Consider the following 11,624-nt stretch of genomic DNA (forward strand, 5'->3'; position numbering starts at 1 on the left):
GTCACTCGGCTGCGGCTCCGGCCTCCGCCGGCTTGGCAGAGGAACGACGGCGACGCCGGCGGTTGCGGGAGCGCGGGGCGGTGTTCTCGCCGGCCTCGGCGGGCGCGTCGGCCACGACGGTCGCCGTACCGCCGCTGGCTGCCTGCTGACCGGCCTTGTCGCCGGCCTGCTCGGTTGCCTGACCGCTGCGGGTCCGGGTCCTGGTCCGGTTGCGCTTGCGCGGCGCGCGCTCGGACTTCTCGCCCGACCTCTCGCCCGACTTCTCGCGGCGAGGTGCGTCGGAGCCCTCCGGCTTCGGCGGCACGATCCGGCCCTTGGTGCCGTGCGGGATGCCGAGGTCGTGGTAGATGTGCTCGGAGGTCGAGTAGGTCTCCTGCGGGTCCGGGAACGGCAGGTCGAGAGCCTTGTTGATGACCTTCCAGCGCGTCACGTCGGCCCAGTCGACGAAGGTGATCGCGACGCCGGAGGCGCCGGCGCGGCCGGTGCGGCCGATCCGGTGGATGTAGGTCTTCTCGTCCTCGGGACAGGTGAAGTTGATGACGTGCGAGATGCCCTGTACGTCGATGCCGCGAGCGGCGACGTCGGTGGCGACCAGCACCTTCAGCTTGTCCTCGCGGAACTTGGTGAGGGCCTTCTCGCGAGCGACCTGCGCCATGTCGCCGTGCAGCGGGCTTGACTTGAAGCCGCGCTCCGCGAGGTCGTCGGCGATCCGCTGCGCCTGGCGCTTGGTGCGGGTGAACACGATGACCTTGTCGGCGTCGTCGGCCTGCAGGACGCGGGCGATGATCTCCGGCTTGTCGAGGTCGTGGGCCTGGTAGATGAACTGCGCGGTGGCCGGCACCATCTGGGTGTCGACCGAGGACTCGGCGCGGATGTTCATCGGGTGCCGCATGTGGGTGCGGGCCAGGGCCACGATCGCGCCCGGCATGGTCGCCGAGAACAGCATCGTCTGCCGGGTCTCCGGGGTCTTCGATAGCAGCTTCTCGACGTCGGGCAGGAAGCCCAGGTCGAGCATCTCGTCGGCCTCGTCCAGGACCAGCGACTTCACGTGGGACAGGTCGAGCGAGCGGCGGTTGGCCAGGTCGAGCAGCCGGCCCGGTGTGCCGACGACAACATCGACGCCGTTCTTCAGCGCGTCCAGCTGCGGCTCGTAGCCGACGCCGCCGTACACGGTGAGCACCCGGATGCCGCGGTCGGAGCCGGCGAGCTCGAGGTCACCGGACACCTGGATGGCCAGCTCACGGGTCGGAGCGATGACCAGGGCCTGCGGCTTGCCGGTGGCGATCTCGGCGTAGTCGGCGTCGTGCTGAGCGACGGTGCGCTGGATGATCGGGATGCCGAAGGCCAGGGTCTTGCCGGTGCCGGTGCGAGCCTGGCCGATCAGGTCGGTGCCCAGCAGGGCGACCGAAAGGGTCATCTCCTGGATGGGGAACGGGGTCGTAATGCCTTTGCGCTCGAGCGCGTCGGCGATCTCGGGGAGCACCCCGAGCTCTCTGAAGGTAGTCAGTTTTCTGTTCTTCCTGTGAGTCGATTTCTTGCGGCCGACTCCGGAAGGAATTGGGGGTCTGCCGCGCACATACGCTGGCGCCGGCGGGGGCCACCCACCAGGTTTCAGCGGGGGCATCGCGGCACGCCGTACCCCAAGTCTATCGGTAGGCTGCGACCATGACTGAATCGCCGATGGCCGAGCGAGTCGAGGGCCGAGCCGAGGGCGATCCGGTCGCCTTCCAGGACCCGTCCTACCGGGCCGCCGTGGTCGACCTCCTCGGGGCGATCGCGTACGGCGAGATCTCGGCGTACGAGCGGCTGGTCGAGGACGCCAAGCTGGCACCCTCCATCGAGGACAAGATCGCGCTCGGCACGATGGCGAGCGTGGAGTTCGGTCACGTGCTGCGGCTGCGCGACCGGCTGGTGGAGCTCGGGGCGGACCCGTACGACGCGATGCGGCCGTTCCAGGCGACCTTCGACAACTTCCACGCGCACACCGCGCCGGCGGACTGGTACGAGGGCCTGATCAAGGCGTACGTCGGCGACGGCCTGGCGGCCGACTTCTACCGCGAGATCGCCGCGTTCCTGGACGCCGACACTCGCGAGCTGATCATTGGCTCGCTGAGCGACGCCGGCCAGTCGGCGTTCGTGGTCGACCGGGTCCGGCAGGGCATCGTCGACGACCCGCGGCTGGGTGGCCGGCTGGCGCTGTGGGGCCGGCGGCTGATGGGGGAGGCGCTGACCCAGGCCCAGCAGACAGCCGCCGAACGCGACGCGCTCTCCGCACTGCTCGCCGGCGGCGTCGACCGCCCCGGCATGGACCTGGCCGCCCTCGGCCGGATGTTCACCCGGATGACCGAGCGCCACACCGAGCGCATGGCCGACCTCGGCCTCGACGCCTAGTTTCCCGCCAGCGGAGCTCCGGGTTGGCTCCGTCATTCGCAAGCTCATGTCGGAGCCGACCCGGCCCTTGTTGACGCCCAAACGCGCTGACCCGGCCCGTCTTCACATGTACGGCGTGAATACGGGCCGGGTCAGCGTGCTGTGGCGTGAATACGGGCCGGGTCAGCGTTAGGACCTGCGGCGGCCGGTGACTGCTGAGGCGATCATCACCAGGATGACCGCTGCGCCGACCTGCCAGAGGTGACGCCACCAGTCGATGCCCTTGGTACAGTTGGTCATGTCGCTGCAGTCGAAGAGGGCGGCGTAGGCGTAGCTGCCGAGGAACGCGCCGCCGATGCCGCAGATGATGGTGAGCCAGAGCGGGATGTTGTCACGGTCGCCAGGGGCGACGAGCTTCGCGAGCAGGCCGATGATCGTGCCGCCGATCAGCGCCGCCAGGATTGTGCCGAGCATGATGGTTCCTTCCCGAAACTGCCAGTGCTGCAGGGGCGCGCCGCAGGGTGGCGCTTGGTTCGCATCATGCCGCTACCCCGCGTAAATTGCACGGGTCTGCACCCCGTCGTCGGGCGTGTCGCGTCAGCTCCGGAAGCCCACCTGGCCGGACACACCGCCGCCGATCTCGACGTACGCGATCTTGGAAGCGGGCACCACGGTCTTGCGGCCCTTGGTATCGGTGAGGGTGAGTACGCCGTCACCGGCGACCGCCTCACTGATCCGCTTCTCGACGTTGTCGATCGACTCGTCGGTCTCGACGACGAGCTCGCGGGCGGCGTGCTGGACGCCGATCTTGACCTCCATGCGGCGGAGTCTCCTTCAGGGGTGGTCGGTGGGTCGGTCGGTGCGCCTCGACCCTAGTCGTGCGGGTCGTCGTGCTTCGGGTAGCCCCGGATGCCCCGCCAGGCGAGACCGGCGACCAGGCCGGCCGCGGACTCGCGGTCCAGCTCGCGGGCACCGTCTGCCAGCCAGAACCGCGCACTGACCTGTGCCATTCCCACCAGCGAGACCGCGAGCAGGCGGGACGCCTCGTCGGGCAGCCCGGTGTCGTCGTGGATGACGTGGGCGATCATCGAGGCGCACTCGTTGGTGACCCGGTCGACGTGCTCACGCACGGCCGGCTCGCTGGTCAGGTCCGACTCGAAGACCAGCCGGAAAGCACCGGAGTCGCTCGCCACGTAGTCGTAGAAGACCCGCATCGCGGCCTCGACCCGCAGCTTGTTGTCATGGGTGGACTCGAGTGCCTGCCGGCAGTTGTCGATGATCGCGTCGCACGAGGTGTCCAGCAGCGCGAGGTAGAGGTCGAGCTTGCCGGGGAAGTGCTGATAGAGGACCGGCTTGGAGACGCCGGCTCGCTCCGCGATGTCGTCCATCGCCGCGGAGTGGTAGCCCTGGGAGACGAACACCTCGAGCGCCGACTCCAGCAGCTGGGCGCGGCGGGCGCGCCGCGGCATCCGGCCGCCACGCGGTCGCTGCTCCTCTACATCCTGCTGGGTCAACTCCCACTGCTCCCTCTACGACCTGCTACTGCCTGGCCCCGGTGAAGTGCCCCAGGGTCCTCGCAGCCTACCTGTACGACGAGAGGGGCCCCGAATTCGAGGCCCCTCTCTTGTGCGCGCTGTGCGCCTGCTCAGCGCAGGTCAGCGCGGCTTTGCGCGGTCAGTGCGCCGGGTTGTGCACCTGGACGGTGATGAAGTTGCCGTCCTGGGCGGTGACCGTGGCGGTCACGCCGAGCCCGGCGACCTTCACCGAACCCTGCGGGTTCCCGTCCCAGTAGTACGCGTTCGGGTCGGTGTCGTCGAACGTCGCGATCGCCGGCGAGGAGGGCGCGCACGCCTCCACCGTCTCGTGACCGCCGTCGGTCGCGACCTGCTTGTGCAGGCAGACCGCGTCGGTCGCGTCGAGCCCGAACGTCGAGTCGAACGGCTGACGGCGGTTCGACGGCCGCGAGCCGTCGGGGTAGGCCATCGAGTTCGGCCGCGCGTCCACGACCATCGCGTTGCCGGCACCCGGGTGGGCGCTGACGTTGTTGTCCGGGTAGGCGTGGTTGACGTACCAGACGAGCATGCCGTTCTGGAACGGGAAGCGCTCCACCCAGTCCGGGCGGGTGATGCCCTCGCTGAACTGGTACGGCCCGGTCTCCAGCGTCGCGTCGTAGCCGACGTACTGGCGGTTCTCCAGCAGGTAGTAGCGCGGCGTGGTGAGCGTCTCGGTGCCGGTCGACGCCTTCACCTTGCGCAGCGTCCAGCCGTTGCGGCCCTGCTCGGCGCCGTCGGTGAACCGCGTGCCGCCCGCGCGGATGCTGATCTCGTCGATGAACGCGCCGGCCTCGTTGACGCCACCGTCGGTGTCGTACCGGAAGCGCAGCAGCGACTTCCGCTTGCCGCCGTTGAACTTGTAGTGGAAGTACTTGGTCTTCCAGCCCTTCGAGTCACCGGTGATCGGCTGGCCGATCTTCTTCCAGGTGGTGCCGCCGTCGACCGAGCGCTCGATGTACAGGAAGTCGTAGCCCTCTTCGATCTGGTTCCAGATCTTGGCCTTGATGAAGACCTCCTTGGACTTCGGTACGGCGCGGGTCATGGTCGACTTCAGGTTGTCCCCACGGGTGCTCCACCACGCCTTCTTGCCGCGGTAGGCCTTGGTGTACTTCGTCGTGGTGGTGACGTCGGGCAGGTTGACCTTGACCGCCTGGTCCGCGCCCTCGGCGGTGTGCTGGGACGGGCTCAGCTTGAAGGTGCCGTCCTCGCCCGCGTCGACCTCGCTGTAGTCGAGCCAGCCGAGGTAGAGCTTCTCCTCCGGGCCCATCAGGCCGGGGGTGCTGCCGATGTCGTCGGGGCCGTGGTTCAGCCACGAGCCGGACGACATCAGGGTCCAGAACGCCGTGCTGTTCTCGCCGCCGCCGGTGTCGTAGTAGTCGGGGAGGCCGAGGTCGTGGCCGAACTCGTGCGCGAACACGCCGAGGCCGCCGTTCTCGGGCTCGACGGTGTAGTCGCCGATGAAGTACTTCGAGTTGCCGATCCGGGTGCCACCGGCGAGGTTCTTGCGGCCGTTGACGTTCGGGCCGAGCTCACCCTCGAGGTTGCCGCGGACGTACCAGCGGTGCGACCAGATGGCGTCCTCGCCCTGCGCGCCGCCACCGGCGTCCTCGCCCTCACCGGCGTGCACCGCCTGGAAGTGGTCGATGTAGCCGTCGGGCTCGTTGAAGTCGCCGTCCTCGTCGAAGTCGTAGCGGTCCCACGCGTCGAACTGGGCGAGGTAGCCGTCGATCTGCGCCGTCGTCAGGCCCTGCTTGCGCTGCTCGGCGTACCAGGCGTTACCGGTGTCGGCGACGAAGTTCCAGGAGCCGCCGTTGTCCTCGATCTCGTTGTCGCCGTACGCGCTGGCGTTGTTGGGGATCGTCACCCAGTCCTCGACGACGTTCTTCACGGTGTAGCGGCCGCTGGAGAGCTTGGAGTAATAGTCCTTCATCGACTCGCCGCTGCCGTTGAAGAGCTCGTTGTAGTACGCCGTGTCGAAGTCCTGCACCCAGGCCGTGGAGTTGTTGACCGCGCGGTCCGGCTTCGGGATCGCGTTCCGCTCCGGGCCCGGCTCGTCGCCATAGTCGCCGACCACACCGTCACCGAACTGGGAGAGCATCGTGAGGATCCGGTCCTGCTTCTTGACCGGGAACTCGACCCAGGTGTCCTCGCCGATCTTGACCGTCGCGCCGCCGTCCGAGCGGCGAACCATCTTCGCCGTGCCGTTCTCGACCATCGCGAGCGCCTTCTGGCGAAGCTTCTGCTCGCGCTCGGTGAACGGGCCGGGCCGGTTGTCCGGCCGGTGCTCGCTGATGGCGCCGACGGGCTCGTGGCTGTCGGCCGAGGTGGGATCTGCCTGGGCCGGCTGGAGCACCGAGAGCACGCTCACAGCCAGCGCGGCGGTACCGGCCAGCAGGCCGGGTGCCAACTTCTTCAAGATATGTCTCCCTCTGAGGATTCCGGGTCCGAACGTCTGTGGTTTCGGCCCGGACGAGACCTTTACTCAAGGGCTGCGGTGTCCGCAAGCAAATCCCGCAAATTCTGTGGCGGCGGGCCCGTCCGTATGACGGATTCGGTACGGCGCGCCTTCGGGCGCGAGGGAACATGGAAAGCGGTGGCGGCGTTGATGCCCCGTTACCCCACAGACAGACCCAAGACAGCCTCAGGAGAACCCGTGTCCTATCCCGCTCTCGTGGAGCCGGCCGCCGAGCTGACGATCGACGAGGTACGCCGCTACAGCAGGCACCTGATCATCCCGGACGTCGGCATGACCGGGCAGAAGCGGCTCAAGAACGCCAAGGTGCTGGTGATCGGCGCCGGCGGTCTGGGCAGCCCCGCGCTGCTGTACCTGGCTGCCGCGGGCGTCGGCACCCTCGGCATCGCCGAGTTCGACACTGTCGACGAGTCCAACCTGCAGCGCCAGGTGATCCACGGCGTCAGCGACATCGACAAGCCGAAGGGTCTGTCCGCCAAGGAGTCGATCGCCGAGATCAATCCCTACGTCAACGTCGTCCTGCACGAGGAGCGCCTCGAGAACGACAACGTGCTGGGGATCTTCGAGGGCTACGACCTGATCGTCGACGGGACCGACAACTTCGCGACCCGCTACATGGTCAACGACGCGGCGTACTTCCTGAAGATCCCGTACGTCTGGGGCTCGATCTACCGCTTCGACGGCCAGGCCTCGGTGTTCGCGCCGACGCTGGCCGAGGAAGCCCCGTGCTACCGCTGCCTCTACCCGGAGCCGCCGCCGCCCGGCATGGTCCCGTCCTGCGCCGAGGGCGGGGTGCTCGGCGTACTCTGCGCCTCGATCGGCTCGATCCAGGTCAACGAAGCGATCAAGCTGCTGACCGGCATCGGCGACCCGCTGGTCGGCAAGCTGATGATCTACGACGCACTCGAGATGGAGTACCGCAAGCTGCGCGTCCGCAAAGACCCCAACTGCGCCCTGTGCGGCGAGAACCCGACGGTCACCGAGCTGATCGACTACGAGGCGTTCTGCGGCGCGATCTCCGACGAGGCGGCCGAGGCGGCCGCAGGCTCGACGATCTCGGTGACCCAGCTCGAGCACATGCTCAAGGAGCGCGAGGAGGGCACCCGCGACTTCGTGCTGGTCGACGTGCGCGAGGCCAACGAGTACGAGATCAACAAGATCCCCGGCTCGGTGCTGATCCCCAAGGGCGACTTCCTCAATGGCTCGGCTCTGGAGAAGCTCCCGGCTGACAAGCAGATCGTGATGCACTGCAAGACCGGAGTGCGATCGGCCGAGACGCTGGCCATCGTCAAGGGTGCTGGGTACGCCGACGCGGTCCATGTGGGTGGTGGTGTGGTCGCCTGGGTCAACCAGATTGACCCATCGCAGCCGTCCTACTGAGCTATCGGACGGCTGGGGCCAACCCCTGGGGCTGGGTAAAGTCGCCCCAGCCGACGCGGACGGGTGCAACGTGGGCACTGCCGGCGTCGTGGGGTCGCCGGCGTCCCTACTCAGGAGGCCGTCGTGTCATCTCCTTCACCCGCCCGCACCCGCACCGTCTTGATTGCCGCAGGTCTGTTCGCGGCCGGCTCCGTCGTCACCGCCGTCGGTGTCTCGGCCGCTACCGCAGCGCCCGATCGCAGCAGTGTCCAGTCCTCGGCCAACGGCAACGGCACCACCTGCGACAAGCTCGGCTACACCAAGATCGACAGCGAGTCGGGGAGCGTGACCCTCGACGCCGGCACGATCACGTGGGGCGGCAACACACTCACCTTTACGCCGAACCCTGGCTGGACGATCGAGCTGTGCATCAAGGGCGGCAACCAGGTGCCGATCTACGAGACCGGCCCGGTCGGCGCCGACGGCGTGTTCACCTACACGCACCCCCAGGGCATCAGCCACATCGGCTACCGGAACCCGGACTCGAGCGAGCCTTCGCCGACCTCGCACCCCTCGTAACCTCAGAACCCATTTGCGGCAGGTCCCGGCCGCGGCGCCCAGGTGCCGCGACCGGGACCGAGCGCGCGTCACCGACCGATCCCTGAGCGCTGGTCGTCGGTTGACCTGAGACCGCTAACCGAGAAGCGGCGGCGGGGGAGCCCCCTCGCCGCCGCTGCTCGATGTACAACTATCTTCAACTAGGGTCCCCAGCCGCTTGCCGAAGCCCCTAGGGAGCCTGCCAGAATGCCGCCCGTGCCGCTCTCGGCCCGACCCGCCACATCATGGGAGTTACCTCGTGTCTGCACTGCCAACCCGTGTCCGTTTCCGCTCCGCCCTTGCTGTTACCGGGCTCGTCGTGCTGGGCGCGGGGGTCGCCCTCATCGGCGTCTCCGCTGCGTCCGCCAAGACTGACTCCCCGCCGGCGTATGCCGCGTCCACGACCTGCGACAAGCTGGGCTACAACAAGTTCGACAGCGAGTCCGGCAGCGAGGAGATCCCCGCCGGCAAGCTCGAGTGGAGCGGCCGGACCTTGACGTTCACGCCGAACCCCGGCTGGACCGTCGAGCTGTGCATCAAGGGTGGCAACGAGACGCCGATCCACGAGACCGGCCGCGTCGGTGCGGACGGCGTCTTCACCTACACCCACCCCCAGGACATCAGCCACATCGGCTGGCGCAACCCGAGCTCCTCGCCCAGCCCGTCGGAGCCGACCGAGCCCACGGAGCCGACCGAGCCGACCGAGCCCACGGAGCCGACCGAGCCGACCGAGCCCACGGAGCCGACCGAGCCCACGGAGCCCACGGAGCCCACGGAGCCGACCGAGCCCACGGAGCCGACCGAGCCCACGGAGCCGACCGAGCCCACGGACAGCCCGTCCTCGCCGAGCGGATCGCCCGGTGAGCCGGAGCCGTCCGAGTCGCCCACGACCGCAGTGCCGAGCCCGGGTGAGCCGGAGCCCAGCGACGACGTGCCCGGTGACATCGACGCCGGTCTGACCGGTGCCGACACCGGCAGCACCCAGCGTTCGCTGGTCGCCGGCCTGGTCGGCGTGGTGCTGGTGGTGGCTGGTCTCGCGATCGCGATCGTCGGTCGCCGGTTCAACTCCCGGGCCTAGTCGATGGCGTCCTTCGCGCGCATCCTGGTGGCCGTCGTGCTGGTAGTCACCGGGGCGACCCTGGTGCTGTTCCAGCCCGAGCTGGACACCTCGGGACAGGATGTCACCCGCCCGCTTTCCTCCGGGGAGGATGCGCGCGAGGACGGCCAATCGAGTTCCCGCAGTGACACCCGGGTGGTCAATGGCAAGGTCCTGGACCAGGCGTCCGGGCCGGCGGTGCCCACCCGGGTCCGGATCCCCGGGCTCGGTGTGGACGCGCGGGTGCAGCCGGTCGACGAGCGCGACGGCGTACTCACACCACCGAGTGACGCCAACCGGGTCGGCTGGTGGCGCAAGAGCGCCCGCCTCGGCTCGAAAGAGGGTGCCGTGGTCGTGATCGGCCACACCGTCGAGGGACTCTCCGGCGCCTTCGGTGCGCTTGGAGAGCTCACCCGCGGTGCCCGGGTCAAGGTGTACGGCGCCGGCAACGGCCGCGGCTACCGGGTCCGTCAGGTCACCGAGCTGTCGAAGGACGAGCTGGCGCTGGAGTCCGACAAGCTCTTCTCGAAGTCGGGCCCGGCGCGGCTGGTTCTGGTGACCTGCTCGGACTGGGACGGCGACTCCTACCTCAGCAACACCGTCGTGGTCGCCCGCCCGCTGCGGCGCAACCGCTGACCCAGCGCTCGACGCTCCGTTGCGGTGGACCACGAGGAGTACGTCGAGCAGGTGCTCGCCTACGTCGAGCAGGTCCCGCGCGGGCGGGTGACGACGTACGGCAGCGTCGCCGAGGCGGTCGGCCGCAAGCTCGGCGGCGGCGGGCCGCGCCAGGTCGGCGCGGTGATGGCGGCGTACGGCGGACCGGTGCCGTGGTGGCGGGTGGTGCGCGCCGACGGCTCGCTGCCCGCGAGCCACCAGGACGAGGCTCGCCAGTGCTACCTCGAGGAGGGCACTCCGCTGCGTCCTTCGGGCAACGTCGACATCGCCGCAGCCTTCTGGCAGCCCCCAGGTTAGGTACCCGAATTCTCCACAGGCAGGTCCCCAATCTGTGGATGGGAAGTGGCGCTTCTGTGGAGAGTGTTGGTCATCCTGTGGGGGACACGCCGGAAACAGGATTTCCCTGGAATTTGTTTGCTGTTACCCCTTGTGCGGCCCCTCGGAGGCGGCGTAGAACTTCTCTCACGAACTCCCCTCGGGGAGATCGGGATCCGAAGGAAGTGAAGGTCCATCCGGTCGGGGCAACCTGATCGAGGCGGCAGGGTGACGAAGCCGCTGGGACCGGAACCGAGCTCAGATCGACTGGAAGCGTCACCAAGATCCGGTCAACCAGAAGGCCCCCGCAACGCATACTTGCGGGGGCCTTCACCTTTGCGCAGCAAAGGGAAGGCGCCCGCAAAGCGGGCCCTTTACCTCTTTTACTGGTGGTCTCGACGACGGTTGCTAGCGCAACCTGCTCGACCACCAACCCTTGGCGCCCGGGAGCTCTGCGCTAGGCAACAATGGCCGCATGCTCTATGGGGTCCTCCACAACGTCGTACCGCCACTGGCCAAGGTGATCTGGCGACCGACCGTGCGGGGACTGGAGAACGTGCCGGCGACCGGCGGCGTGATCCTGGCCAGCAACCACCTGAGCTTCGCCGACAGCATGGTGATCCCGGTGGTGGCGCCACGGAAGGTCGTCTTCCTCGCCAAGTCCGACTACTTCACCGGCACCGGCATCAAGGGCCGGGCCATCCGGATGTGGTTCGAGGGGCTCGGCATGTTGCCGGTCGACCGCGACGACCCGCAGGCCGCGATCCACAGCCTCGACACCGCGCTGAAGGTGCTGGCGGACGGCGAGGCGTTCGGCATCTACCCGGAGGGCACCCGCTCCCGCGACGGCCGGCTGTACCGCGGGAGAACCGGCGTCGCCCACCTGGCGCTGACCGCCAACGTGCCGGTGGTCCCAGTCGGCCTGCGGGACACCGAGAAGCTGCAGCCGGTCGACGCGAACCTGCCGCGGCTGGTGAAGGTCACCGTGGAGTTCGGCAAGCCGCTCGACTTCAGCGGCCGCGCGGACGGCGTACCCCTGGGCCGCGCCCGGCGCGAGGTCACCGACGAGATCATGACCGCGATCCAGGCGCTGAGCGGACAGGAGACCGCCGGCGTCTACAACGACCGCGCGCCCGACCTGTGAAATACCCGTCCCAGCGCTGTCGGCGGGTGATGCTTGGGTAAC

At 68.6% G+C, this 11,624-nt stretch carries 12 protein-coding genes; 7 read left to right on the forward strand and 5 right to left on the reverse strand.

All coding sequences use genetic code 11. The features are described from left to right. Position 1: 1 nt before the first annotated feature. The gene (locus DDV73_RS26905) at positions 2-1,417 is read right to left on the reverse strand and encodes a DEAD/DEAH box helicase (protein WP_338066419.1); all 1,416 of its coding nucleotides are present in this window, start codon (positions 1,415-1,417) and stop codon (positions 2-4) included. Between the two features lie 248 nt (positions 1,418-1,665). On the opposite strand from DDV73_RS26905, the gene DDV73_RS26910 reads away from it, so the two are divergent. Then, positions 1,666-2,391: a ferritin-like fold-containing protein gene (locus DDV73_RS26910; RefSeq protein ID WP_109510358.1), complete on the forward strand. Its 726-nt coding sequence runs from the start codon at positions 1,666-1,668 to the stop codon at positions 2,389-2,391. Between the two features lie 168 nt (positions 2,392-2,559). On the opposite strand, the gene DDV73_RS26915 is transcribed toward DDV73_RS26910, so the two are convergent. The 4 genes from DDV73_RS26915 to DDV73_RS26930 form a co-directional block, all read right to left on the reverse strand. After that, a complete protein-coding gene (locus tag DDV73_RS26915) occupies positions 2,560-2,844 on the reverse strand; it encodes a GlsB/YeaQ/YmgE family stress response membrane protein (protein ID WP_109510359.1) in 285 nt (94 codons plus the stop codon). Positions 2,845-2,967: 123 nt separating this feature from the next. Continuing rightward, positions 2,968-3,189, reverse strand: coding sequence for a DUF3107 domain-containing protein (locus DDV73_RS26920; protein ID WP_109510360.1), 222 nt, complete (start codon positions 3,187-3,189; stop codon positions 2,968-2,970). 53 nt (positions 3,190-3,242) lie between these two features. Then, positions 3,243-3,839: a TetR/AcrR family transcriptional regulator gene (locus DDV73_RS26925; protein ID WP_109510361.1), complete on the reverse strand. Its 597-nt coding sequence runs from the start codon at positions 3,837-3,839 to the stop codon at positions 3,243-3,245. Between the two features lie 205 nt (positions 3,840-4,044). Further along, a complete protein-coding gene (locus DDV73_RS26930; RefSeq protein WP_109510362.1) occupies positions 4,045-6,339 on the reverse strand; it encodes an immune inhibitor A domain-containing protein in 2,295 nt (764 codons plus the stop codon). A 237-nt stretch (positions 6,340-6,576) separates the two neighbouring features. Here DDV73_RS26930 and moeZ point away from each other — a divergent pair, with 237 nt between their 5' ends. The 6 genes from moeZ (at position 6,577) to DDV73_RS26965 (ending at position 11,582) form a co-directional block, all read left to right on the forward strand. Continuing rightward, positions 6,577-7,776 (forward strand): adenylyltransferase/sulfurtransferase MoeZ, encoded by a 1,200-nt coding sequence (moeZ, locus tag DDV73_RS26935; RefSeq protein ID WP_109510363.1) that lies wholly within the window; start codon positions 6,577-6,579, stop codon positions 7,774-7,776. A gap of 123 nt (positions 7,777-7,899) precedes the next feature. After that, positions 7,900-8,334, forward strand: a complete 435-nt coding sequence (locus DDV73_RS26940; protein WP_154402927.1) for a hypothetical protein — start codon at positions 7,900-7,902, stop codon at positions 8,332-8,334. Between the two features lie 277 nt (positions 8,335-8,611). Then, positions 8,612-9,430 (forward strand): hypothetical protein, encoded by an 819-nt coding sequence (locus DDV73_RS29415; protein WP_240617511.1) that lies wholly within the window; start codon positions 8,612-8,614, stop codon positions 9,428-9,430. A gap of 3 nt (positions 9,431-9,433) precedes the next feature. Then, entirely contained in the window at positions 9,434-10,084 is a 651-nt protein-coding gene (locus DDV73_RS26955; RefSeq protein WP_109510366.1) for a class F sortase, read from the forward strand. Between the two features lie 24 nt (positions 10,085-10,108). After that, on the forward strand, positions 10,109-10,420 hold the full coding sequence (locus DDV73_RS26960) for an MGMT family protein (RefSeq protein ID WP_109510367.1): 312 nt from the start codon (positions 10,109-10,111) through the stop codon (positions 10,418-10,420). A 493-nt stretch (positions 10,421-10,913) separates the two neighbouring features. Then, positions 10,914-11,582: a lysophospholipid acyltransferase family protein gene (locus DDV73_RS26965; RefSeq protein WP_109510368.1), complete on the forward strand. Its 669-nt coding sequence runs from the start codon at positions 10,914-10,916 to the stop codon at positions 11,580-11,582. Positions 11,583-11,624: the final 42 nt, after the last annotated feature.

It is taken from the genome of Nocardioides speluncae, assembly GCF_003121585.1.
GTDB lineage: Bacteria > Actinomycetota > Actinomycetes > Propionibacteriales > Nocardioidaceae > Nocardioides > Nocardioides speluncae.

Excerpts from the sequence above, each read along its gene's own strand:
- DDV73_RS26915 (WP_109510359.1), bottom strand. The coding sequence starts at position 2,844 with ATGCTCGGCACAATCCTGGCGGCGCTGATCGGCGGCACGATCATCGGC.
- DDV73_RS26925 (WP_109510361.1), bottom strand. The coding sequence starts at position 3,839 with ATGCCGCGGCGCGCCCGCCGCGCCCAGCTGCTGGAGTCGGCGCTCGAG.
- DDV73_RS26905 (WP_338066419.1), bottom strand. The coding sequence starts at position 1,417 with ATGACCCTTTCGGTCGCCCTGCTGGGCACCGACCTGATCGGCCAGGCT.
- DDV73_RS26955 (WP_109510366.1), top strand. The coding sequence starts at position 9,434 with ATGGCGTCCTTCGCGCGCATCCTGGTGGCCGTCGTGCTGGTAGTCACC.
- DDV73_RS26910 (WP_109510358.1), top strand. The coding sequence starts at position 1,666 with ATGACTGAATCGCCGATGGCCGAGCGAGTCGAGGGCCGAGCCGAGGGC.
- DDV73_RS26965 (WP_109510368.1), top strand. The coding sequence starts at position 10,914 with ATGCTCTATGGGGTCCTCCACAACGTCGTACCGCCACTGGCCAAGGTG.
- DDV73_RS26920 (WP_109510360.1), bottom strand. The coding sequence starts at position 3,189 with ATGGAGGTCAAGATCGGCGTCCAGCACGCCGCCCGCGAGCTCGTCGTC.